This window comes from Pseudidiomarina aestuarii (assembly GCF_048263735.1).
GTDB lineage: Bacteria > Pseudomonadota > Gammaproteobacteria > Enterobacterales > Alteromonadaceae > Pseudidiomarina > Pseudidiomarina aestuarii_B.
Genome location: NZ_JBLXDX010000001.1, coordinates 383,108 through 407,408, shown reverse-complemented (window position 1 = coordinate 407,408; position 24,301 = coordinate 383,108). Strand labels below are relative to the sequence as shown.

Annotated in this window: 23 protein-coding genes and 5 tRNA genes; 6 read left to right on the top strand and 22 right to left on the bottom strand. The window is 49.7% G+C overall.

The window, feature by feature from the left end; translation table 11 throughout:
* Nucleotides 1-129 precede the first annotated feature (129 nt).
* The 15 genes from rodA to ACN0S4_RS01845 form a co-directional block, all read right to left on the bottom strand.
* Complete coding sequence (rodA, locus tag ACN0S4_RS01915; RefSeq protein ID WP_417656041.1) at nt 130-1,245, bottom strand: rod shape-determining protein RodA; 1,116 nt, start codon at nt 1,243-1,245, stop codon at nt 130-132.
* Nucleotides 1,229-3,106, bottom strand: coding sequence for a penicillin-binding protein 2 (mrdA, locus tag ACN0S4_RS01910; protein ID WP_417656040.1), 1,878 nt, complete (start codon nt 3,104-3,106; stop codon nt 1,229-1,231). Before mrdA ends, rodA begins: the two co-directional genes overlap by 17 nt.
* Before the next feature lie 2 nt (nt 3,107-3,108).
* The gene (gene rlmH, locus ACN0S4_RS01905) at nt 3,109-3,579 is read right to left on the bottom strand and encodes a 23S rRNA (pseudouridine(1915)-N(3))-methyltransferase RlmH (protein ID WP_417656039.1); all 471 of its coding nucleotides are present in this window, start codon (nt 3,577-3,579) and stop codon (nt 3,109-3,111) included.
* Entirely contained in the window at nt 3,579-3,902 is a 324-nt protein-coding gene (rsfS, locus tag ACN0S4_RS01900; RefSeq protein ID WP_417656038.1) for a ribosome silencing factor, read from the bottom strand. Before rsfS ends, rlmH begins: the two co-directional genes overlap by 1 nt.
* A 63-nt stretch (nt 3,903-3,965) precedes the next feature.
* Nucleotides 3,966-4,622: a nicotinate-nucleotide adenylyltransferase gene (nadD, locus tag ACN0S4_RS01895; protein ID WP_417656037.1), complete on the bottom strand. Its 657-nt coding sequence runs from the start codon at nt 4,620-4,622 to the stop codon at nt 3,966-3,968.
* Nucleotides 4,619-5,653: a DNA polymerase III subunit delta gene (gene holA, locus ACN0S4_RS01890; protein ID WP_417656036.1), complete on the bottom strand. Its 1,035-nt coding sequence runs from the start codon at nt 5,651-5,653 to the stop codon at nt 4,619-4,621. Before holA ends, nadD begins: the two co-directional genes overlap by 4 nt.
* A gap of 12 nt (nt 5,654-5,665) precedes the next feature.
* Entirely contained in the window at nt 5,666-6,172 is a 507-nt protein-coding gene (gene lptE, locus ACN0S4_RS01885; RefSeq protein WP_417656035.1) for an LPS assembly lipoprotein LptE, read from the bottom strand.
* Nucleotides 6,173-6,195: 23 nt separating this feature from the next.
* On the bottom strand, nt 6,196-8,781 hold the full coding sequence (gene leuS, locus ACN0S4_RS01880; protein ID WP_417656550.1) for a leucine--tRNA ligase: 2,586 nt from the start codon (nt 8,779-8,781) through the stop codon (nt 6,196-6,198).
* A 95-nt stretch (nt 8,782-8,876) separates the two neighbouring features.
* Entirely contained in the window at nt 8,877-9,071 is a 195-nt protein-coding gene (locus ACN0S4_RS01875) for a hypothetical protein (protein WP_169930123.1), read from the bottom strand.
* Between the two features lie 49 nt (nt 9,072-9,120).
* Nucleotides 9,121-10,662, bottom strand: coding sequence for an apolipoprotein N-acyltransferase (gene lnt, locus ACN0S4_RS01870; RefSeq protein WP_417656034.1), 1,542 nt, complete (start codon nt 10,660-10,662; stop codon nt 9,121-9,123).
* Nucleotides 10,662-11,540, bottom strand: a complete 879-nt coding sequence (gene corC / locus ACN0S4_RS01865; protein WP_417656033.1) for a CNNM family magnesium/cobalt transport protein CorC — start codon at nt 11,538-11,540, stop codon at nt 10,662-10,664. Before corC ends, lnt begins: the two co-directional genes overlap by 1 nt.
* A 24-nt stretch (nt 11,541-11,564) precedes the next feature.
* The gene (gene ybeY, locus ACN0S4_RS01860; RefSeq protein WP_417656032.1) at nt 11,565-12,041 is read right to left on the bottom strand and encodes an rRNA maturation RNase YbeY; all 477 of its coding nucleotides are present in this window, start codon (nt 12,039-12,041) and stop codon (nt 11,565-11,567) included.
* Entirely contained in the window at nt 12,038-13,030 is a 993-nt protein-coding gene (locus ACN0S4_RS01855) for a PhoH family protein (protein ID WP_417656031.1), read from the bottom strand. Before ACN0S4_RS01855 ends, ybeY begins: the two co-directional genes overlap by 4 nt.
* Nucleotides 13,031-13,046: 16 nt before the next feature.
* On the bottom strand, nt 13,047-14,504 hold the full coding sequence (miaB, locus tag ACN0S4_RS01850; protein WP_417656030.1) for a tRNA (N6-isopentenyl adenosine(37)-C2)-methylthiotransferase MiaB: 1,458 nt from the start codon (nt 14,502-14,504) through the stop codon (nt 13,047-13,049).
* A gap of 90 nt (nt 14,505-14,594) precedes the next feature.
* The gene (locus ACN0S4_RS01845; RefSeq protein ID WP_417656029.1) at nt 14,595-15,461 is read right to left on the bottom strand and encodes a DMT family transporter; all 867 of its coding nucleotides are present in this window, start codon (nt 15,459-15,461) and stop codon (nt 14,595-14,597) included.
* 26 nt (nt 15,462-15,487) lie between these two features.
* Here ACN0S4_RS01845 and ACN0S4_RS01840 point away from each other — a divergent pair, with 26 nt between their 5' ends.
* Both ACN0S4_RS01840 and ACN0S4_RS01835 read left to right on the top strand, forming a co-directional pair.
* Entirely contained in the window at nt 15,488-15,841 is a 354-nt protein-coding gene (locus ACN0S4_RS01840; protein ID WP_417656028.1) for a DMT family protein, read from the top strand.
* Between the two features lie 13 nt (nt 15,842-15,854).
* Nucleotides 15,855-16,994, top strand: coding sequence for an FAD-dependent oxidoreductase (locus ACN0S4_RS01835; RefSeq protein WP_417656027.1), 1,140 nt, complete (start codon nt 15,855-15,857; stop codon nt 16,992-16,994).
* Nucleotides 16,995-17,105: 111 nt separating this feature from the next.
* On the opposite strand, the gene ACN0S4_RS01830 is transcribed toward ACN0S4_RS01835, so the two are convergent.
* The 7 genes from ACN0S4_RS01830 to ACN0S4_RS01800 all read right to left on the bottom strand — a co-directional run bounded on the left by ACN0S4_RS01830 (nt 17,106) and on the right by ACN0S4_RS01800 (nt 19,873).
* Nucleotides 17,106-17,192: transfer RNA gene (locus tag ACN0S4_RS01830), tRNA-Leu, on the bottom strand.
* An 18-nt stretch (nt 17,193-17,210) separates the two neighbouring features.
* Nucleotides 17,211-17,285, bottom strand: a tRNA-Gln gene (locus ACN0S4_RS01825).
* Nucleotides 17,286-17,316: 31 nt separating this feature from the next.
* Nucleotides 17,317-17,391, bottom strand: a tRNA-Gln gene (locus tag ACN0S4_RS01820).
* 29 nt (nt 17,392-17,420) lie between these two features.
* Nucleotides 17,421-17,505 (bottom strand) — tRNA-Leu (locus ACN0S4_RS01815).
* A 17-nt stretch (nt 17,506-17,522) separates the two neighbouring features.
* Nucleotides 17,523-17,599: transfer RNA gene (locus ACN0S4_RS01810), tRNA-Met, on the bottom strand.
* Nucleotides 17,600-17,753: 154 nt separating this feature from the next.
* Nucleotides 17,754-18,413 carry an SDR family oxidoreductase gene (locus ACN0S4_RS01805; protein WP_417656026.1) on the bottom strand — a complete coding sequence of 220 codons (660 nt, stop codon included), beginning with the start codon at nt 18,411-18,413 and terminating at the stop codon, nt 17,754-17,756.
* Nucleotides 18,414-18,502: 89 nt separating this feature from the next.
* Complete coding sequence (locus tag ACN0S4_RS01800; RefSeq protein ID WP_417656025.1) at nt 18,503-19,873, bottom strand: class II fumarate hydratase; 1,371 nt, start codon at nt 19,871-19,873, stop codon at nt 18,503-18,505.
* A 119-nt stretch (nt 19,874-19,992) separates the two neighbouring features.
* Between ACN0S4_RS01800 and ACN0S4_RS01795 the strand changes: the two genes are divergently transcribed.
* The 4 genes from ACN0S4_RS01795 to ACN0S4_RS01780 are packed head-to-tail and all read left to right on the top strand — an operon-like array spanning nt 19,993 to nt 24,246.
* Complete coding sequence (locus tag ACN0S4_RS01795; RefSeq protein WP_417656024.1) at nt 19,993-20,658, top strand: methylamine utilization protein; 666 nt, start codon at nt 19,993-19,995, stop codon at nt 20,656-20,658.
* On the top strand, nt 20,658-22,976 hold the full coding sequence (locus ACN0S4_RS01790) for a putative bifunctional diguanylate cyclase/phosphodiesterase (RefSeq protein WP_417656023.1): 2,319 nt from the start codon (nt 20,658-20,660) through the stop codon (nt 22,974-22,976). Before ACN0S4_RS01795 ends, ACN0S4_RS01790 begins: the two co-directional genes overlap by 1 nt.
* Nucleotides 22,966-23,811 (top strand): DUF3034 family protein, encoded by an 846-nt coding sequence (locus ACN0S4_RS01785; RefSeq protein WP_417656022.1) that lies wholly within the window; start codon nt 22,966-22,968, stop codon nt 23,809-23,811. The genes ACN0S4_RS01790 and ACN0S4_RS01785 overlap by 11 nt, the downstream gene beginning before the upstream one ends.
* 15 nt (nt 23,812-23,826) lie before the next feature.
* Nucleotides 23,827-24,246 carry a group I truncated hemoglobin gene (locus ACN0S4_RS01780; protein ID WP_417656021.1) on the top strand — a complete coding sequence of 140 codons (420 nt, stop codon included), beginning with the start codon at nt 23,827-23,829 and terminating at the stop codon, nt 24,244-24,246.
* Nucleotides 24,247-24,301: the final 55 nt, after the last annotated feature.

Below are 24,301 nucleotides of genomic sequence, written 5' to 3'. Positions count from 1 at the left end.
ACTCCCCCCCCAAATTGGTAAATAGTGAACAGTGAATAGTGAACAGAAAACACTCTGCTCACTCCCTTTTTTCCTGTTCACTTTTATCTATTAACTATTCACTGCTAACTATTCACTATTCACTAGTCTTCAGTTGTGCATCACCAGTCGTTGGTTGGTGGCGATAGCCATTAATAAACCAAATCCGGCGAGTAGTGTCACCATGGAGGTGCCACCATAACTGATCAGAGGCAACGGCACACCTACCACCGGCAATAATCCTGAAACCATGCCGATATTGACCATGACATAGACGAAAAAGGTCAAAATAAGACTGCCAGCAAGTAATTTTTGATAGATTTGCTGTGCCCGCATCGCAATTTGTAGGCCGCGGAAGATGATGAAGCTGTACAACAGCAACAATCCAATCACGCCGACCAAACCGAATTCTTCGGCAAATACTGCAAAGATAAAGTCGGTGTGACGTTCTGGCAAAAATTCGAGTTGTGATTGCGTGCCTTCAAGCCAACCTTTTCCTTCTACACCACCGGAACCAATGGCAATCTTTGATTGAATGATTTGATAGCCACTTCCCAGCGGGTCGCTCTCTGGATTCAGCAAGGTCAGAACGCGCTGCCGTTGATAGTCGCGCATCAAAAAGATCCAGAGTACTGGAATAAAAGAACCGATACCGACGATAAATGCTGTAATCAAGCGCCAACTAGGACCCGCCAAAAACAACACAAAAATGCCCGAGCTGGCAATCAGGAGTGAGGTTCCTAAGTCAGGTTGCTTGGCAATCATTAACGTAGGTACCAGCAACAATATCATCGCTGCGAGCAGACGTCGTTTACGTGGCGGAATACCTTGTTCAGCAATAAACCAAGCGATGGTCATCGGCACCGCAAGCTTCATGAGTTCAGACGGTTGAATCGTGGCGACACCAATATTCAGCCAACGCTGTGCGCCTTTACTGGATTCACCGAACAACAGCACGGCCAGCAATAGTGCCAGACCAGCAGCAAAAAGTGGGAGCGACCAGCGCTGTATCGCTGATAGTGGGATCTGCGCAATAAACAACATGGCGACAAAGGCCACACCAATACGCATGACCTGACGTTCCAACATGGCCATATTCTGACCACTGGCCGAATACACGGTCACCAGTGATACCACGGCTAATACCAACAGTGCCGCAAACAACGGTCCATCAATGTGGAAGCGTTGTAACCAAGGATTTCTTTCTCGTTCAGCGGTTGTTTGCAAGGGTATTTACCTGACTAAAATAGAAGTCCATGACTTTTCTGGCTAATGGTGCGGCGACACTACCGCCACCACCAGCGTTCTCAACCGCGAGCACAATCACAATTTCCGGATTGTCATGCGGAGCGTAGCCAACGTACATGGCATTATCGCGATATTCTTCTGCAATGCTTTCTGCATCATATTCGGCATCTTGCGCGATACCGATAACTTGCGCAGTACCAGTTTTTCCAGCGGACGTGTAGGTAGCATCTTTAAACGCAGTGCGTGCAGTACCTTTAATCGACGTGACCACTTTGGTCATTGCATCGCGCGCGATCTCCCAGTTTTCAGGATTATTCAAGATGACTGGCGGACGCTCTTCCACAACGGCAGGAAGCCGAATATCCCCGTCGCCAATCTCACCTAGTAACCGCGGCACCGGACGTTGCCCTCGATTCGCTACGACTGAAGTGGCAACAGCGAGTTGCATGGGTGTCGAGGTCCAATAACTTTGACCAATGCCAATGGATACGGTTTCACCCGCATACCAAGGTTGATTAAAGCGAGCGCGTTTCCAGCCTCGTGAGGGCATAACCGCAGCGGTTTCTTCCGCGATATCAATACCCGTATACTCGCCAAAGCCATACTGTGTCATGTGTTCGGATATGGTATCAATACCGAGTTTTAGCGCGAGGTCATAATAAAATGTATCGCAACTTTCGACGATAGCATCGGTCACATTCACCCACCCGTGCCCCCATGACAACCAATCTCGGTAGCGATGGTCCACGCCTTTGATTTGGAACCAACCTGGATCCCAAATTTTGGTCTCAGGTGTGATGATTTGTTCTTCGAGACCGACAATCGCAAGCTGTGGCTTGATGGTTGAGGCAGGCGGATAGCCGCCTTGGGTGGTGCGATTTAACAGTGGCGAATGTCGCGACTGCAATAAACTTTGATACTGAGCGACAGAGATGCCTTGCGCAAACCAGTTAGGGTTATAACTGGGCTTACTCACCATGGCGAGAATACCGCCATCTCGTGGATCCATAACAATGATCGAGCCACGCTGATCACCTAACAATTCGTCGACTTTGAGTTGCAGAGGTAAATCGATTTCGAGGTACAGATCTTGTCCCGGAATAGGTGGCTCAATACTGAGCGTGCGTAGCATACGACCGTGAATATCAACTTCTACTTGCTGATAACCAACGGTGCCATGCAATTGTTCTTCATAAAAGCCCTCGACCCCAAGCTTACCGATGGTGCGCGTGGCTGCATAGTTAGCTTGAACGCCTTGTTCCCGGAGCTCAATCACATCGTTCCGATTAATCTTGGCGACGTAGCCCAGTGCGTGTGTGAGCGCATCTGCGTAGGGGTAATGACGAACCAGTCGCGCTTCGAGACTGACGCCAGGGAATTCATGTTGTCGCACCGCAAAGCGTGCAATTTGCTCTTCGTTCAAACTGTCGAGAAAGATCACGGAGCGGAACCGGCGTTCACGTTTTTGTGCCGTATAAAAATCGCTCACCGATTCATCATCAAGATCAAGCAGTTGCTGCAGTCGTTGCAGTGTGTCTTCAAGATTTTGGACGCGTTCGGGCGTTATTTCCAAACTCAATACTGGGCGGTTTTCAGCGAGCAAAATACCATTGCGGTCGTAGATAAGTCCGCGGTTCGGTGCTATTGGGACCACGCGGATCCGGTTGTCATTTGAACGGGTTTGAAAGGATTCATGTTGGACAACCTGTAACGTGTACATGTTGTAGAGCAAGACACTAAACACGACGACGACCACAAACATGGCGAAACCGACACGACGATTAAACAGTGCGGCTTCAGCATGGCTGTCTCTGATGGTTTGTCGGTTTCTTGATCTCATGTCTATTCGCGATGATAAGGATGGTTTGCGTTGACACTCCAAGCACGATACAAGCTTTCTGCTAGAATCACCCGAACCATGGGATGCGGCAGTGTTAGTGGCGATAGTGACCAACGTTCTTCAGCAGCGGCTGTGCAGTCTGCAGACAGTCCTTCTGGACCACCAACCAACAAGCTCACATCGCGCCCGTCCATTTGCCATGCATCAAGTCTTTGTGCTAACTGGGGTGTTGTTAAAGCTTTACCCGTTACTTCGAGAGTGACAATTCGATTGCCTTTGCCACAGGCGGCCAACATGGCATCGCCTTCTTGTTTGACGATGCGAGCGACATCAGCATTTTTACCACGTTTACCCGCGGCAATCTCAATGAGTTCTAAAGCACATTCGGGCGGAAGTCGTTTGGCGTAGGTTACAAAACCAGTGCTGACCCAGTCAGGCATTTTTTGTCCGACTGCGATCAGCTGAATACGCATTATTTACGGCCCCAAAGTTTCTCTAATTCGTAAAAGTCACGGATAGGCTCTTGCATGACATGAACAATCACATCGCCTAAATCAACCAGTACCCACTCCGAATGTTCGTTTCCTTCAACGCCGAGTGGCGCTACACCATGATGCTTAGATTCCGTAGCAACATGATTAGCAATACTGCGAACATGTGTTTTGGAGCTGCCTGAACAGACGATCATGTATTCAGCGACATCAGTTTGTTCCATAACGTCGAGCACACGAATGTCGCGGCCTTTTAACTCTTCTATCTTTTCGATAACAAAATCGCGTAATTGTTCAGCTTGCAAAAGAAATAATCTCCATAGGTCGAAAGTTCGCGCAGTTTATCACGTTTAAGTCCCGAAAAGCAGCTAACGATACAAGCCTTCTGTTTGAATAAAAGCAGCTACAGCAGGCGGCACTAGCGACTCCCATGGAAGTTGTTGCTGAATTCGATGACGTACTGTGGTCGCGGCAATGGGATAGGTGTCATTCGCAACACGAATCGCACAACCTTGGGCGGCTTGGCGCAGCTCTGCAGGCTCGGTCAACCAACGATCGGCGAAGAAGTCGGTGACCTCCGGTTGCCAGTCAGCTGCCTGATCGGGTCGCGATAATATCGCAAAATGTGCATGGTCGAGGAGAGCCTGCCATTGGTGCCAGCCATTCAGTTTGGCAATGGCGTCGTCGCCCAATAGAAATACGAGTATATCGTGAGGCCAACGTTGTTTGAGTTCTGCGAGTGTTTGTACTGTGTAGGACGGACGGTCCTGCTGCAGCTCCCAATCATCCGCATGGACCTGTGGGAATGCAGCTGCGGCTAACTGGGTCATCGTCAGTCGCTGCGCGGCAGTTGCTCCAGGGTAATCGCGATGAGGGGGTTGAGCACTTGGCAGTAGCCGCAATTCATCAGCTTGTAACCAGGTCAAAGCATTGAGAGCTGGCCGCAGATGTCCCCAGTGGATGGGGTCAAAAGTCCCGCCAAAGATGAGGCGTAATTTTCCACACGTTGGCGTCGAGTCGGTCATGCCAGCGACAACCGAGTGACACGATCAGGCAAACACCACAGCAAGATAAAGTGGGTTGCGAGCGTTTTATAATCCTCACCGCTGTCACGTTTGAATGCAAATTCAAGTCGTTTCAGGACATCTATAATCGCACGGTGTTGTCCTTGCAGACGCTGGGCGACTTGATGATAAGCAGCTTCTTGATTCTTCCAAATGGGGAGCGCGCGAGCTGCCTGTCCAATCGATTCACCTCGCCCTAAAGCTTGTTGCAAGGCGTGAACCGTTTGCCATTCACGTTGGAACATCCAGTTCAGAATGGCGATTTCGACATCCTCTTCAAACAATCGATGCAAACGATGGAGGGCATCATCGACTTGGCCATGCAGTAGAGCTTCTTGCAACGCAAAGACGCTAAACCGACTTTGGTCCTGACTACTTTGCCGAACCGTTGCGAGGTTGAGCGGTTGCGGCAGGCCCATCAGTGCCAATTTTTGGAGTTCTTGGTCGAGTGCCAGTAGATTGCCTTCGTACCAGTCCGCTAATAAGTTGAGTGCTTCGCGATCCAGCTCAAGCTGATAGCGCCGGGCGCGGGCATCAATGAAACGCGGCAAGGCAGCTCGATCAGGCGCATTGGCGGCAACAACAAGCGCGTCACGAGTTAAAACTTGATACCACTTTGCCTTGAGTTGTTCTTGTTTTAATTTTGGCCCAAGAACAACGAAAATCTGGTCAACATTGGGTTGCTCGGCATAACTACGCAGAGCATCACCTCCCTCTCGCCCAGGTTTCGCATCGGGTAATTCGAGTTCAACCAGACGTAGTTCGGAAAACAGACTCATACTAGCCCCAGAGGCTAAAATCTGACTCCAATCAAACTGGGCGTCTTGAACGAGGCGCTGGCGCTCATGGATCCCCTGTGACTTGGCATAGTTACGAATAGACTGAACCGCATCGTCGACGAGTAGGGGAGTGTCACCAAAAATACAAATAATCGGTGGCAGACCGCGACTTGCGAGGACATCATTCAGTTGTTGCGCATTCACGGTAGCCATTTTGAACTCAGTTTATGGAGTGAGTTGTGCGGAAATTTGGCGCAGTATTTGACGCGCTGCGTCCTCGCGCATTTCAGTGACCAATACTTCACGTTCGCGAGTTTTCGCCAGCGCAAAGTTAGGATCATCTTGATAGTCTCGGAACACTTCTACCTGTAGCGGAATACTGGTTTGAGGACCGTTGTGCAGCACATACTCGACCGTATAAATGAGCTCGTATTCAGCCACTTGGCCACTGCTGGACAATGATAATGTGCGGCGGTCGAGGCTATCGCGTACTAGCTGAATGACGGTTTGCCGGGGTTGCTCGTCGAGCTGTGCACCAGCGAGTTGCAGTCTTGATGCCAAAATCTCTGCAAATTCACTAAAAGGTTCTGCTTGAATATAAACAGTTTCCAGTTGCGTTGGCAGTTGATAACTATCACGCAACTGGAAACCGCAACTGGTGATTACCAGTGCGGCTAGTCCAAGAGTCATCCATCGTACGAGTGATGGTAGCGTTGCTAGCTGTTTTTTCATGACAATATGATGCTCTCTAGTGATTAATTGGCAACGATGTTCAGCAGTTTGCCTGGCACATAGATTTGCTTACGAACCGTGACGCCTTCAAGGAATCGTGTCACGTTTTCATCCGCTAATGCGACCTGAATCACATCATCTTGCGATGCCGCAGCTGGCACGGTGACTTTACCACGTACCTTACCATTCACTTGCACGACAATCAGCACATTCGATTCGACCAAGGCCGATTCGTCGCAGTGTGGCCAAGCTGCAAATACGACATCGGATTCATGCCCTAAAGCTTGCCACAGCGCTTCACTTAAGTGCGGAGTGACTGGCGCGAGCATGAGGACGATAGCGTCAACGGCCTCGGCGACAATGCCACATTCCAACGGCTGAGTGAGATCGGCCTTCTGTAAGCGGTTTAAGAGTTCCATGATAGCAGCGATAGCAGTATTAAAATTCTGCCGTCTGCCCATGTCATCGGTTACTTTCTGAATAGTACGGTGCACTTCGCGGCGCAGCCCTTGTTGCGCGTCGTTCAACTGTGTCCAATCTTGTGACATACCATTGGCTTGAGCGGCTTTAAGATCGAGCGTTAAGCGCCAGACCCTACGCAAAAACCGTTGTGCGCCTTCGACACCTGAATCTGACCACTCAAGAGTGGCTTCGGGAGGCGCGGCAAACATCATAAACAAGCGGACGGTATCAGCGCCGTATTTATCAATCATGACCTGCGGGTCGATACCATTATTCTTCGACTTCGACATTTTAGTCATGCCGCCATAGATCACTGGCTGGCCATCGCTGCGCAAACGAGGATTGATGATTTTGCCTTTCTCATCGCGCTCAAATTCGACATCCAATGGCGAGAACCACGTCTGGCCACCGTTCGCATCTTCACGATAGTAACAGTCGGCTAGCACCATGCCTTGCGTCAACAAGCGTTTGAATGGCTCAGAAGATTCAACTAAACCGGTGTCTCGCAATAGTTTATGGAAAAAGCGTGAGTAGAGCAGATGCAAGATTGCGTGCTCAATACCACCAATATATTGGTCCACAGGGAGCCAATAGTTGGCTTGTTTCGGATCTAACATACCGTCATGGAAGTTCGCACTGCAATAGCGTGCGTAGTACCAAGATGATTCCATGAAAGTATCAAAGGTATCGGTTTCATGCTCCGCGGGCTGACCTTGATAGGTCGTTTGACGCCACTCCGGATTCTCTTTCAATGGTGAGGTATTGCCTGACATGACAACATCTTCCGGCAATCGAACCGGCAGATCTTCAGCAGGAACTGGTACTGATTCACCATTCGGTAAATTCAACATGGGGATAGGTGCACCCCAATAACGTTGGCGCGAGACACCCCAATCACGCAGACGATAGTTCACCTGGCGGCGGCCAATGCCTTGCTCGCTCAGATAGTCGGCAATTTGCTCAAAGGCGTCGGCACTGCTTAACCCCGAGTAAGCTCCTGAGTTAATCGTGGTGCCTTTCTCGGTAATGGCCGCTTGTGAGAGATCCGCATTGCCTGTGCTGGGCTCAATCACTTGCTGAATCGGCAGGTTGTACTTGGTTGCGAATTCCCAGTCACGCTCATCATGTCCCGGCACCGCCATTACTGCGCCTGAGCCATAATCCATCAAGACAAAGTTAGCGACCCAGACCGGAATGAATTCACCGGTGAGTGGATGAACGGCGCGAATACCAGTGTCCATGCCCACTTTCTCAGCAGTGGCGAGTTCAGCTTCTGCCATCTTCGTGTTTTTGATGGTGTCGATGAATGAAGCTAATTCAGGTTGCGTCTGTGCCGCCTGTTGCGCGAGCGGATGCTGAGCAGCTACAGCCATGTAAGTTACGCCAAACAGAGTGTCAGGACGCGTCGTGTAAACGGTGAGTAACTGGTCTGATGCCGCAACTGAGAAGTCAATTTCGACCCCCTCAGAACGACCAATCCAGTTCTTTTGCATGGTTTTGACCTGTTCAGGCCAACCATCTAAGGTATCGAGGTCATTCAATAATTCGTCTGCGTAGGCCGTGATTTTGATAAACCACTGCGGAATTTCCTTCAATTCAACTTTCGCACCAGAACGCCAGCCACGCCCATCAATTACTTGCTCATTCGCAAGTACAGTCTGGTCGACTGGATCCCAGTTGACCGTCGCATTCTTTTTGTAGACCAAACCCTTTTCGTAGAGCTTGGTGAAAAACCATTGCTCCCAACGGTAGTATTCCGGAGTACAGGTTGCGATTTCACGAGACCAGTCATAACCAAAGCCCAAGGACTTCAGCTGCTGACGCATATAGTCAATATTTTGATACGTCCACTTTGCCGGTGCTGTTTGATTTGCAATCGCCGCATTTTCCGCTGGCAGACCAAACGCATCCCAGCCCATCGGCTGGAGGACGTTTTTGCCTTGCATGCGCTGAAACCGCGAGACCACATCACCTAAGGTGTAATTGCGCACATGTCCCATGTGAAGTTTACCACTGGGGTAGGGGAACATACTGAGGCAATAAAATTTTTCTTGGTTCGGATCTTCTTGAACAGAAAACACCTGGTCCTGCTCCCAACGACGTTGGACGGCTGGTTCGATGATGGCTGGATCATACTGTTCGGGCAATGCTGTCGACATGTCTATTCCTGACTCGATGGTTATTGTGTGTCGTCACACTGGACACTAATCAAAGGATGGCAAAGCGATGAAGAATCGCTGAATTACAGGGCGTACCACATGAGTAGCATCACCACGATACCCGCTAGACCGAAAAAGCCATACTCAAAACGCTCGCGTTGCTGAGCTTCAGGCTGGTCTGGGTTACGATGAAAAATGAACATTCCAATACTGCTCACACCAAGCGTACCTGCGGCAACAAGCACTGCAAAAATAGCGGCTGCAATTATATTTTCCATAATAAGTTCCACGCATTCATAAGAGTTGAAGGACGGCTAGGTCAACAGTTTACTGATTTTGGCGGCGTTTGACTATGCTGATCAGCCCGATAATTGCGCCACAGGCTGCTAGCCACAAGGCGAGCCACTCACCCCAGCGTGCATAGAGTGTGGTTCCAGTCACCACCGGCACAGCGGCACTGACGGTGGCTTCTTCAAATTGTGGAGCGCGAGCGATTTCGCGGCCGGTTTCATCGACTAACGCACTGATGCCATTGTTGGTTGCGCGCAACAGCGGGCGGCCCAATTCTAGTGCGCGCATACGAGCAATTTGCATATGCTGCGCGGGGCCGTGGGATGCACCAAACCAAGTGTCATTACTGACGGTAAGGAGGAAGTCAGTGGTTGCGGTTAAATTGGCGCGGACTTGCCGCGGAAACGCAATTTCATAGCAAATAGCAGCGCTTAGCGAAAAGCCTTTGGCACGAAGGTTGGTTTGTTGATAGTCCCCGCGGCTGAACGATGACATGGGAAGGTCAAATAGCGGAGCCAATGGACGAAGAATGTCCTCAAACGGCACAAATTCACCGATGGGAAGCAGCTGGTACTTCTCATACCGATTGCTATGACCGTGATGATAGGCTTCTTCAACATCATCAGCACCATCGACACCCAGTGCGATGAGGCTATTGTAATAGTCAAACTGACGATAATCGAGAATGCCGGTAATCAGTGCAGTATCTGATTGAACGAGTGCTTTATGAATGTTCTCCAGCACGTCGTCGGTATATGGTTCAGGCATAGTAACCGCTGACTCCGGCCAGACAATGATGTCATGCGCGGCGTAATTGGGACGGCTCAGGTCCAGATACGTCATCAGGCTTGGCCAATGTTGATCGGGGTTCCACTTACTCGACTGGGCAATATTACCTTGCACGAGCAACACATCGGCTTCACCCTCTGTGCGTTCTATTGGATGTAACCAAGGTAATAAGAAGGGTAGAGCGAGTAAGCCAATTGCACCGCCAGCATAGCGTTTTTGCTGAGTCCGCAGGTATTCAAAAATGGTGACTGCGCAGTACCACAGCAGAACGGCAACGCCTGTTCCACCGAACCATGAGGCATACTGGCCGAGGTAACTGTCTGTCTGCGTGTAACCCAAGTCGAGCCACGGGAACCCGGTCAGAAGCGAGCCACGTAACCACTCTGCGAGATACCAGAACAACGGAACTAACCAGATTGCGTAAGGCCAGCCACGGGCGGCGGCAGAGCGCCAAGCCCACAACGCCAGAGCCGGAAATAAGCTTAAGTACACAAATAATACAGCAAGCACGGCTATAGTAGCGACAATCGGTAAACCACCGAAGGTATCGATACTGACATAGATCCAACTCAATCCAGCGCTGAACCAGCCGATGCCGAATAAGTACCCCAATTGCCAAGCGCGGCGGGGTGAGCTATCTCGACCTAGCCACAGCAGAAAAGTCAGAACTGGGATGACCATCCAAGATTGCTGAAAGGGAGCATAAGCAAAGACAAGCAGAGCGCCGCTAAGTAGCGCCGCCAGTCGTGACCAACCAGCAGTCATAGTCTTGTTGAAAAGCGTCTTCATTAGTCCGCGTCGGTAGAGGATTGAGGCTCTGGAATCGTCACTTGTAGCTGTTGTATACGACGTTTATCAGCCGCTGTCACTTTGAAGATGATTCCACCGAGTGAAAGCTCTTCACCGAGTTGTGGTAAGTGACCAAAACCATGCGCAACCATGCCGCCAATGGTGTCGTATTCTTCATCACCAAAGTGGGTGTCAAAATAATCATTGAAGTCTTCAATGGTGGTCAGCGCTTTGACGGAGTAGCGTGATTTGTTAATGCGACGGATATCGGCCTTATTGTCTTCATTGATATCGGTTTCGTCTTCAATTTCACCGACAATTTCTTCAAGAATATCTTCAATGGTAACGAGTCCAGATACACCACCGTATTCATCGACAACTATCGCCATATGATAACGTTGCTCGCGAAACTCTTTGAGCAAAACGTCTACACGCTTGCCTTCAGGCACTATTACCGCTGGACGTATGACTTTATTCAGGGTGAACTCGTCATCAGCCATTCCGAAACCGTACGGGAGCAGATCTTTGGCGAGGAGAATGCCTTCAATATGGTCTTTATTTTCACTGACAACCGGATAGCGGCTGTGCTGAGAATCAATCACGATAGGTAAAAATGAATCGACGTTCTGATTGATATCGATAGTCACCATTTGCGACCGCGGTACCATGATATCGCGCACTTTCAGTTCGGCGACATCGAGAACCCCTTCAATCATCTCTTTGGTGTCATTGTCGATCAGATCACGTTCTTCGGCATCTTGGATTAGATCAACCAATTCTTCGCGGCTATTCGGCTCTCCGGTAAACAGTTGAAGCAATTTATTTGCCCATGTTTTACGTGAAGAGCCGTTGGTAGAGTGAGGATGGTCATCGCTCATGAGTGTGTGTAACTCCGGTTTTTATCAAACACGATTCATTTCATCCGTGCGGTCTATGTAAGGGTCGGCAAATCCGAGCGTTGCTAGGATGGTCGTTTCGAGCGCCTCCATCGTATCCGCGTCAGCATCGTTTATATGGTCATAACCTAGCAAATGCAAGGTTCCATGTACAACCATATGCGCCCAGTGGCTCACCGGGTCTTTGTTCTGCTCGCGAGCCTCTTGCTCAACAACTGGCGCGCAGATGACTAAATCACCGAGTAATTGAACTGGCATCTCCACTGGCGCTTCAAATGGAAACGACAGAACATTGGTTGCGTAATCGCGTTGCCGATAGGTTTGATTGAGCTCTTGCGCTTCGGCAGCATCGACCACGCGAATAGTTAATTCGGCGGGACTATCTTGCTCGGCAGCTCGATAGGCGGCTGTCACCCACCGTTCGAATTCGTCGAATTTCGGCAGTTTCGCCTCTGAGGCGCATTGCAGGTCGAGTTCGATCATGCGTTGCGCTCGTCAAATTGATCGTAGGCTTGCACGATACGTTGCACCACCGGATGACGCACCACGTCACCGGCTTGGAAAAAGGTGAAATGAACGGCTTCAACGTCTTTAAGTACTTCGATGACGTGTCGGAGTCCAGATTTCTGTCCACGCGGCAAATCAACCTGAGTGATGTCACCAGTAATGACCGCACGTGAATTAAATCCAATCCGAGTCAGGAACATTTTCATTTGTTCACAAGTCGTGTTTTGGCTTTCATCAAGGATAATGAAGGCATCGTTGAGCGTGCGTCCGCGCATGTAGGCTAACGGCGCCACTTCAATCACATTTCTCTCAATTAGCTTTTCGACCTTCTCGAAGCCCAACATCTCAAACAAGGCGTCGTACAAAGGGCGTAAATAGGGATCAACTTTTTGCGCTAAATCGCCTGGCAAGAAGCCTAACTTTTCGCCGGCCTCAACAGCTGGACGGGTTAGTAAGATACGGCGGATTTCTTGTCGCTCAAGCGCGTCGACAGCGCAGGCAACCGCTAAATAAGTTTTGCCGGTTCCCGCAGGACCCACACCGAAGCTCACATCATGGCTCAAAATAGCGCGCACATAGGCCGCTTGATTGAGGTTGCGTGGTTTGATGAGGCCGCGTTTAGTTTTGATGTGCGTCATTTTTTCGGCGGCAGGATCGATACTGTCATCCTGCTCCAGCACATTCGCTTCTTGAATGGCTAAATGCACATCTTGTGGAGAAACCGCGCTATCTTCACCTTTCACAGTGGCTGTTTCGACGTAAAGGTCGCGAAGCAACTTCGCGGCAGCTTCAACGGTATGCCGCGGGCCTAATAGGCGAAAGTGGTTTTGGCGGTAAGAGATTTCGACACCTAAACGACGCTCTATATGTTTTAGGTTTTCGTCAAAAGGCCCGCACAAATCGGCAAGACGCCGCGAATCGACGGGCTCTAAGTTTACATCTTGTGTAGTAATAGCAGGACTCAATGAAACCTCAAATTAGTTAGGACAGATGACTCGACTTTGCGGAACCGGGAACAAAGGTGGCTACACCTAGTTCGTCAGGTTGTTGCACGGCTTGTCGAGACAAAATAGTTTGCGGAGCAGTATCAACACGTAACCCCATGTCGTGCTCACGTCGAATGACATCGCCGCGCAGCGAGTTTGCGTAAACATCCGTTATACGCACGTCTACAAAGGTTCCGATCATATCTGGAGAACCGACGAAGTTGACCACGCGATTATTCTCGGTACGACCACTCATTTCCATCAGATCTTTTTTCGATGGGCCTGTGACTAGAATACGTTGTTCGGTGCCGACCATGCGACGAGCATGATTCAGTGCTTGCTGGTTCAAACGCTGTTGCAGCAGCTGTAGGCGTTGTTTCTTAGTGGCTTCGGTGACATCGTCGGGCAAATCTGCTGCTGGTGTACCTGGGCGCGCACTGTAGATAAAGCTGAAACTCATATCAAAATCGATAGCCTGAATCAGGTCCATGGTCTGCTCAAACTCTTCATTGCTCTCACCGGGAAAGCCAATGATGAAGTCTGACGACATGGCGATATCAGGACGAATTTTACGCAACTTACGGATCTGTGATTTATATTCCAGCGCAGTATGGCCGCGCTTCATCAACGTCAGGATGCGGTCCGCGCCGCTTTGAACGGGTAAATGCAGATGATTCACCAATTCTGGGATGGTGGCATAGGCTTCGATAATATCGTCAGTAAATTCGACTGGATGTGAGGTGGTGTAGCGGATCCGGTCGATGCCATCAATCGCCGCAACGAGATGCAGGAGCTCCGAGAAACGACAAATGCCGCCATCAAATGATTCACCGCGATAAGCGTTGACGTTTTGCCCAAGTAAATTCACCTCGCGCACGCCCTGTTCAGCCAGTTGTGCAATTTCGTAGAGGACATCGTCTACTGGACGACTGACTTCTTCGCCACGAGTATAGGGAACGACACAGAACGTACAATATTTACTGCAGCCTTCCATGATAGAAACAAAGGCCGATGGACCATCCGCTTTTGGCTCTGGCAACCGGTCAAACTTCTCAATTTCTGGAAACGAGATATCGACCATAGGTTGGTGGTCGGTTTGGACTTGCTTCACCATTTCTGGCAGGCGGTGCAGTGTTTGCGGGCCAAAGACGATATCAACGTAGGGAGCGCGATCACGAATGTGTTCGCCTTCCTGAGAGGCAACGCAACCGCCCACACCAATCACTAAATTCGGGTTTTTGTCTTTGAGGGTTTTCCACCGGCCCAATTGATGAAACACTTTTTCCTGTGCTTTCTCTCGGATGGAGCAGGTATTAAGCAAGATCAGATCCGCATCTTCTGGTTCTGCTGCGACATCATAACCGTGAGTTGCATGGAGTAGGTCGGCCATTTTGGCTGAATCATACTCATTCATCTGACAACCCCAAGTTTTGATATATAACTTCTTACTCATCGTTTTGGCCACTCAAATTTTGACTACAAGCTGGAGAACTTCAAAGGGACGCTATTTTAGCCTGAACCGCACTCAACTGCCAACTTTACCCTATATTTCTGCTTTGCGGCGTGAGCGCAAGGCCAAGTAACCTGCGAGTGTGATCACAATAGCGCCGGCGAGCATGAACCAGGTAATAGGTTCATCCCAGAACCAATAGCCCATCAAGGACGCAAAGATCACCGAACTGTAAGTAAATACTCCGACCCTTGCTGCTGGCGCTAGGGAGTATGCGCGTGTCATGGCCAGCTGACCAATCACTGCTAAGGCGCCCATCAACAGAATGGCTATCCAGTGCGTGTTGGCGATGGATTCGCCGCGCCACAGTAAAGGAATGGCGGAGATAACCGTTGCCAGCAGTGAAAAGTAAAACACGATTTTACTCGAGGACTCGGTAGCGGACATTTTGCGGATCAAGGTCTTGGTGTAAGCGGCAAGCACTGCTGCAATAAAGGCTATCCAAATAACAGGCGATAATTCAGCTGCGGTTGGATTTAAGAACAAATACACACCGACAAAGCCGATAGCAATCGCCAACCATGTTTGCCGACTGACATACTCTTTCAACCAAAACTTGCCAATCACTGGAATGAGGAACGGTGATAAGAGTAAAACCAAGGTTGCTTGTGCTAGCGGTATATGGGCAATGGCGTAGAAGAATAGGTACATAGCCACCACGCCCGCTATGCCTCGCGTGAGATGGAAACGCCACGCTTGCGTGCGGAATGCTGATGTTCCTTTGCGCCAAATCCAGGGTAAGAGTACGACAAACGCCATTAAACTACGGAAAAATACGAGTTGTTCGGAGGGTAAATCGGTGCTCAAATATTTCACCAACGCACTCACACCCGCAAAACAAAGTTCTGCGCTGAGCACGAGCACTGATGCAATCACCACCGAGCGTTGTGGGGTGTCCATAACAGCCTTGTCGAAGAGAAACACTGATGAATCGATATATTATCACGATAACGTTGCTAACTTTGAGCAATGTTTTCATGACGTTTGCTTGGTACGCGCATTTGAAAAGCATGGCAGAAAAGCCATGGGTTATCGCGGCATTTTTAAGTTGGGGTATTGCCTTGTTTGAATACCTGCTGCAAGTACCAGCGAATCGTATTGGTTATGAGGTCATGACTGTCGCGCAACTGAAGATACTGCAAGAAGCGATCACACTGACCGTATTCGTGCCGTTTGCGATATTTTATCTCAAAGAAAAACTGACGCTCGACTACTTGTGGGCAGGCTTGTGTATTTTAGGAGCGGTATTCTTTATTATGCGAGGGAAACTCGCTGGTTAATTGGGTGACAGGCATGCAGATTATTGTTGTGGGCGGTGGCATGGTGGGTGCTGCAAGTGCGCTAGCGCTAGCGCGTGCAGGGCATCAGGTTACGGTAATTGAAGCTGGTGCTTCGCCCTTAGAGTCGACGCCAACAGAACAGTGGGATATTCGCATTTCATCTGTGCATCGCGCCAACTTAGACTGGTTAGACGCATTGGGTGTTTTGGCTAGCGTTTCTGCTGAAAAGATCTGCAGCTATTCCAGTTTGGCTGTGCAGTCCGTAGATGGTCAACGACTCGAATTTAATGCTGCAGATATAGCGGTGCCAACTCTTGGTGCGATGATTGAAAACCTCGCTTTGCAGCATGCATTGTGGCATCGCCTGCAAGCAGAGTCGGCAGTCACGCTGCAGACTCAAACTACGGTGGAATCGATTGATTGGAACCAGCGGCAGTTACGCACTGTTGATGGTGACATCATGGCTTTTGACCTGGTCGTTGGAGCGGACGGTGCGCAGTCGTCGGTAGCGCGGTTGGCTGGTATTGGCCAACGCGGCTGGGATTATGACATGCGCTGTTTGCTTGCCAATGTGACCACAGAGCAAGAGATTCCCGCTGCAACATGGGAAGTATTCCGCCATTCGGGGCCGTATGCTTTACTGCCACTGACTACTCATCAAGCTTGCTTAATTGATTACGCACCGCAAGGACAACACCCCCAAACTGAAAGCGAAGTCAAACAGCGACTAGAAACACAATTCCGCTCGCACATTGGAGATTTTCAGTTGCAACAGTGGGGACACTTCCCATTGCGCCGACAACGAGCCTTGCGCTACCACGCCCATGGTTGTGCGGTATTAGTTGGTGATGCAGCACACAGTATTCACCCGTTGGCTGGACAAGGTGTCAATCTTGGTTTCGCCGACGTTCAGGCATTGGTGCAAGCCTTGCAAGGTGCCAGCCCAGATACTCTTGAGCGAGCGTTCACGGAATATAGTCAACAACGGTTCTCAGCCAATCAGCGCATGATGCGAGCGATGGATATGATTCACTTCGGCTTCAGTAGTCAACATCTGCTACCAAGACTGGCAATAGCGAGCGGAATGAAAGTGCTGGAACAGGTGACACCGCTGAAACGAAAGCTGATCGAACTAGCGACGGGATACAACTGACAGTGAATAGTGAACGGTAAATAGTGAGATAAAACCTGGCGAAGAGGGAGCTTCGGGTACAAAAAAACCGCGTGAGCGGTTCTTTGTTTGCTTGTTGATCACCACCATAAGTGGTGCGGAGGGGGGGACTTGAACCCCCACGAGCTTGCGCTCGCTAGCACCTGAAGCTAGTGCGTCTACCAATTCCGCCACCCCCGCAACAAGCAGAGGTAAAAATGGCTGGGGTACCAGGATTTGAACCTGGGAATGGCGGGATCAAAACCCGCTGCCTTACCGCTTGGCTATACCCCAACACTGGGTGCATCAAGAAGAGAATGGCGAATGGCTGGGGTACCAGGATTTGAACCTGGGAATGGCGGGATCAAAACCCGCTGCCTTACCGCTTGGCTATACCCCAACTGGTGTTAATCGCCTATCAGTTTGAGTTGGTGCGGACGGAGAGACTTGAACTCTCACGCCGTGAGGCACTGGAACCTAAATCCAGCGTGTCTACCAATTCCACCACGTCCGCCCAAAGGGCTTTTTGAATGGTGGCTACGGCGAGATTCGAACTTGCGACCCCAGCATTATGAGTGCTGTGCTCTAACCAGCTGAGCTACGTAGCCATATCAAAAACATCACAAACTGCGCTCTGTGAGTGCGGCGCGTATTATGCAAATCAGGGGGCGCAGCGTCAACCTCTTTTTCGCAAAATAACCGCGTCTCACGTGCGATTGCTCAAAAAAGCGAATAATTGATTATTTTATCAACGGTGAAACCTTAAAACGGTAAAGTTTCACCATTGCTATGGCGAAATGAGCCGGTGTTTTTGAGTGTCAGTTCATCGATGCGGTCTACCAGTCGCTTGGCTGCCTCATCGGCGCTGATATCACCAGCATTATTGACCATCTCGGTTTGCACAAAACCAGGATGTAGCAGTCCCACTGCAATACCTGAATCTTTAAGGTCGTTCGCTAGTGAAACACCGGCTGCATTCAATGCAGCTTTACTCATCCGATAGCCATAGTAAGCCCCAGAACCATTGTCAGCCATAGAACCCATACGACTGGTGATCAGAGCAACTTTGCTCCCTTTGCCAAGGTTTGGCCGTAATGCATCCGTGACCAATAATGGACCGATGGCATTGACATCGAACTGCTTGCGGATGGACTCGACATTCAGGTCACCAAGCGATTCTCGGTTCAACAATCCTGCATTGTTGATAAGCACATCAATGGATGCGTTTTTTAACTCGGCGCTGAGCTTCTGTAATGCGTCACTGTCCGTAACATCAATGCCTTCGATAACGTTGCAGTTTAATTCGCGCAGTTCTGGTGATGCGCTACGGCAAACGGCTGTTACTTGGTCACCACGATCGAGATAGCGACGCGTGAGGGCAAGACCGATGCCACGGTTGGCACCTGTGATCAAAATATGCATAAAACCTCCTTTGATGAGTGAACAGTGAATGGTGAACAGAGAATAGAAAATCTTAAATCTGTTCACTGTTCACTGTTCACCGTTTACTATTATTGGCTGTTGGTTAGCTTTTTGGGATCCAGCAGCTGCTCCAGCTCGGTGCGCGGGATGTCGGTCATTTCCGCAGCGACATCGATGATGGGACGCTGTTGTTGATACGCTTGTTTAGCGATTTTGGCCGCTTGGTCATAGCCGATACGACTGTTCAGTGCGGTGACAAGGATTGGATTTCGTGCCAAGGCTTCATCGATCCGCTCCTGATTAACGCTGAAATCTGCAATAGCCTGATCAGCCAGCGACCGCGCCGCATTACTGAGTAATTCGATGCTCTCCAGTTGTTTCAGAGCGATCAGCGGTAGCATCACATTCAGTTGGAAATTACCTTGTTGTGCGGCGGTGCTGACGGCTCCATAGTTGCCAGTGACGTGCGCTGCGATCATTGCAACCGCTTCAGGAATCACGGGATTCACTTTGCCCGGCATGATGCTGCTGCCAGGCTGCAATGCGGTGAGACTGATTTCGCCCAAACCGGCGAGCGGACCACTATTCATCCAACGCAAATCATTGCTCATTTTGAGCAGTACCGCAGCAAGACTATTAAAGGTACCCGCCACCAGCAGATTTACTTCTTGGCCGGCTATACCAGCAAATTTATTTTCAGCTGATTTGAAGGGTATTCCTGTGGTTTGCGACAGTATGGTACAAACGAGTTCGCCAAACTGCGGGTCGGCATTGATGCCCGAACCTACTGCAGTTCCCCCCTGTGGCAATGTGCATACGAGCTCTAATTGTTGTTCTAGCTGCGTTTGGCAATGCGCAATTTGCGAGTCCCAAGCGAGTAGTTCCTGAGCCAGCGTAATCGGCATCGCATCCATTAAATGTGTTCGTCCTGTTTTGACGACATCTTGCACCGACTCTGCTTTGGTTTGAATGACGCTTCTCAGATGTTGCAATGCAGGAATCAAATCTTGAGTCAGTGTCGTCGCAACGCTAACTAAAATAGTGGTCGGAATGACATCATTACTGCTCTGACTGGCATTTACATGGTCGTTTGGATGGATTGCAGCACCAGCATTTTTTGCGAGCTGGCTGATGACCTCATTCATATTCATGTTGGTGCTGGTACCCGAGCCGGTTTGAAAGATGTCCAGCGGGAACTGATCGTGATGTTGACCGGCGATGATTTGCCCGGCAGCAGTCTTAATCGCCCGGGCTTGCTCAGATTGAATTACATCGAGTTCAGCATTGGCATGGGCAGCCGCATACTTTACCCGAGCTAATGCCGTGATGAATGCGGAAGGGAAGCGATAACCGCTGAGCTGGAAGTTTTGTCGGGCACGCTCTGTTTGTGCACCCCATAGTGCAGTGGCTGGTATTTCTATGGTGCCCATACTGTCACTTTCGGTCCGAAATTTTGACATTGCTTCCCCCTGTAAATGATTGGAATCTTGCGATCGCATCTGCTCTAATGAGCGTACAACAAATGTAGCTAGTTTGCTGATGCGCAAGATTGCATCTCTCACCAGAGCATGGGGGCACTATGCTGAAATTTCAAATAGTCTCGACTGTATGGGTCGGTTTCATTCTGGCCAGTATATCGATAGTGAACGCACAAACGCTGACAGTGACTGTCGTTGATCAACAAGGTCAGCCGTTAGCAGACGCGGTTGTGAGTGTCGATACAGGGCAGTCTCAGCAACCTCCGGCAAGTGGCGCTATCATGGACCAAGTCGATACGCTGTTTAATCCATTTGTATTGACGGTTCCAACTGGAACGACGGTTCGTTTTCCAAATTCAGATAATATTCGACACCAAGTCTACTCATTTTCTGCCGCAAAACCCTTTGAATTGCCGCTTTATTCAAACCGCGAAGCACCTACTATCGATTTCAGTGAGGCTGGTATTGTGGTCTTAGGCTGCAATATTCACGACCACATGCGCGCCTACATTTACGTCAGCCCTTATGCGGAATCACAAGTCACGAACGCTGCAGGACAAGCGCAGTTGAATTGGGATAAAGCAGATTCGACCACGCTGCGACTGTGGTATCCGGGACTCAGTGATGCCATTACTGAGGAATACCAGCGTGAATTGACCGACGCTGCAACGGAGTTGACTGTGCAACTGCCAGTGTCAGTACAACGTCAGGAAGCACCTGAGTTGTCACCTTTGCAGCAACGTTTTAATCGCCGTAAAGGTGGCTAATGATTAAAACGTTTCGCGGCCGTCTTATTGTATTGTTCGCCACCCTAGCTGGGGGCGCTTTGATCATTTCATTGGTCGCCGTTTGGTTGGCGACCAACAATCAGTCGGATCGAACCGTGAATCGTGAGCTCGAGGTATCCGAACGGGTCTTTGGCGAATTGATGGCGGTGCGTGGCGAGCAGTTACTGCAAGCCGCAGAGGTGCTAACGAACGACTTTGGTTTTCGCGAAGCGGTTGCTAGTGGTGATGAGGACACAATTATTTCGGCGCTGGTCAATCACGGTCAACGCATCAATACTGATTTGATGGTGCTGCAATCGCCATCCGGTGCAGAAATTGCCGCAACCCATGATTTAGAGTTACTCCCGCCACTATCTATTCTCACTGAAGAAATGAATACCTCGGTATTGGTGTTTGCTGATGACACTATGTATCAGTTGGTCACAGCGCCTGTGCAGTCGCCGGATTTAATTGCGTGGGCAACCTTAGGGTTTGCCATTGACGATGAACTAGCAACTACCTTGCGAGAGTTAACGAATGCAGATATTACGCTAGTTGATATGGGCGCGAATAGACTGATTGCCTCAAGTCTCGAGCCATCATTGCAATTGAGTCTTACACCTATTATTGGCTTGGGTATGGAGCCATGGTTGAATTGGCTAGATGAGCGAGGTCTGGCAGCACATTGGTTGGAACTGGATGCGGCAAAGTTAACCTATGTAAGTGAGCGAGAAGTCTTTCTAATTTTTAGTGCAGACCGAGAGGCTGCGGCTTCGGAATTTAATGTATTGCGCCAACAATATATCGGGATTGGCTTAGCAACCTTACTCATGGCATTAGTATTTGCTGGAATCACAGCGCGTCGAATCAACCAGCCACTCGCACAATTAAGTGATGCCGCAGAGCAATTAAAACGTGGTGACTATCAAAGTCCCATTCGCTTAGCTCGTGACGATGAGTTTGGTCATTTAGGTGAAGTATTTGATGGCATGCGAGTTGCCATTTCAAAGCGTGAAGAGCAAATTGTGCATCAAGCTGAGTATGACCTGCTGACCGATTTACCGAATCGTTCATTACTCGGTCGGCGCCTGACTGAACGTTTGTCCGACGGCGGATTGGGCGTGATGGTGCTGATCAATATTGCGCGCTTTCGAGAACTGAACGATCGGCTTGGGCAACGCATTGGTGACCAAATTCTGCAGTTGGTCGCAACGCGTCTTCAACAGCAATTGACGGATGCTTGGTGGTTATCCCGATTGGCGGGCGATGAGTTTATTCTGGTTACCGAGAACATCCGTGACGACAACTGGCGCGAATTCGTTATCAAGCTGATGAGCCAGTTAGAGCAACCATTCAATCTAAATGGCTCACGTTATTTATTGCATTTCCGCGCGGGCGTCGTGCGTTTCCCCGATGATGGCGATAGCTTCGATACCTTAGTCCGTCGTATGCAAATGTGTGCCGCTCAGGCCAAGCAGCAAAAAGTACCGGTTTTAGCGTACCGCGAGGGTATGGATGAGGATTATCTGCATCGACTACGCATCCTCCAAGCGCTTCCTGACGCCGTTGATAAGCAAGAACTACAGTTACACTTCCAGCCGAAATTAAATGTGGCTTCAGGCGAGGTCATTGGTGCTGAAGCTCTGATCCGTTGGCGTCACCCAGAATTTGGTATTATTCGACCGGATGAGTTTATTCCACTTGCTGAGCAAACGGGCGAAATTCATCGCATTACGCAATGGGTCTGTATTGCTGCACTGGACCAGCTACAAATGTGGCATGAGGCTGGCTTACCCTTTATGGTCGCGATCAACCTTTCTGCGATTGATCTGCAGCAAGATGATTTACCCGCATTTATTCGTGGATTGATTGAACAACGTGGCTTAAAACCTGAATCGGTGACTTTAGAAGTCACCGAGTCGGCGATTATGGCTGATATTGAACAAGCTATTGAGCGTCTGACCGAATTGCGCAGCAGCGGTATGCGGATTTCCATCGATGACTATGGCACGGGGTATGCCTCGCTGGCGCAGCTGAAACGTCTGCCCGTCGACGAATTAAAACTGGATCGTTCATTTATTCGTGAATTGGAACACAGTCAAGCCGACCAAACGATAGTGCGCTCGACGCTGGCACTGGCCAAAGATATGCAGTTGACAACCGTTGCTGAAGGTGTGGAAGATGAAGCTGCATGGCGTTGGTTACAACAGCTCGGCTGTCAAACTATGCAAGGATTTTATTTTAGTCGGCCATTGACCGCGACTGAATTCGAACAATGGACACGACGTTATCAACAAGGATTAGCTCATGAGACATAACCTCCTCATCTCTAGTTTGCTGGTATCTGCAACGCTCGTTGCGATGCCCGCTGTGGCGGATCAAGGTCGATTCATCGCGACGGGTGGCGCTACTTCCATTGAAGGCAGCGCAGGTGGTGGAATTGTGCCGTGGGCAACACTGTCGAGTTACGCGGAAGAAGGGCAGTGGGGCGCCACTGCAGCGGTCACCGAAGTCAGTGTTGATGATTTTCGGTTAAGCGTGTTGGGTGTTAGTCTGAGTTATGACAATAGAATTGAGCTCTCAGCAGCGAAGCAAACCTTCGACCTAAGCACTATTGGTGGTGAGCTGAAACAAGACGTCTTTGGTGTGAAATACCGTGTCGCCGGTGATTTAATCTATGGTGATTTGCCCCAGTTCAGCGTGGGTTTACAGCACAAGCGGAATCGCACGTTTGCGTTGCCTTCGGCCGTTGGCGCGCAAAGTGACTCGGGCACGGATTATTATTTAAGCGCCGCCAAAGTTTGGCTGGATGGTCCGTTTCATCGGACGTGGCTTGCCAACATCACACTGCGAGCGACCAAGGCGAATCAAATCGGGTTGCTAGGCTTTGGGGGGGACCAAAACGATGACTACGAGTTACAACCTGAAGTTGCTGTGGGTATGTTTATCAATAGAAACTGGGCTGTTGGCGCTGAATATCGGACCAAACCCGATAACTTGGGTTTTGCGGAAGAACATGATTGGTATGATATTTTTGTCGCGTATTTCCCGACTAAATCGGTGAGTGTGGTCGCGGCTTATGCTGATCTCGATTCCATTGCTGGTCTCGCTGATCAAACGGGTTGGTATTTATCTTTGCAAGCAACGTTTTAAGTAGGAATCGAGACTATGTCTATCAAAAGCATTTTATTTGCCGTCGCGCTCCTGTGTGTAAGTGCTCCCAGTCATGCCGATGACTCACTCTACCAAGAACTCGGTGGACAGGCTGGCATCAGCCAACTGATGGAAACCTTTGTACTTGAAATAGCGAGCGACGATCGTATTATTCATCACTTCGAAAAAACCGATATTGAGCGCTTGCATAGACTGCTGACCGAACAGGTTTGTGTGATTGCGGGTGGACCCTGTGAATACACCGGTGAAGATATGGTGACTGTCCATACGGGAATGAATATTACCCGCGCAGAATTCAACGCCTTAGTCGAAGACTTGATGACCGCAATGGAACAAGAAGAAGTTCCGGTGACCACTCAGAATCGGCTGCTTGCCGCGTTGGCTGAAATGCACCCCGAAGTCGTGGGCCTCTAATGAAACTGACAGTAAATAGTGAACGGTAAACAGTTAACTGTTCACTTTTCACCAT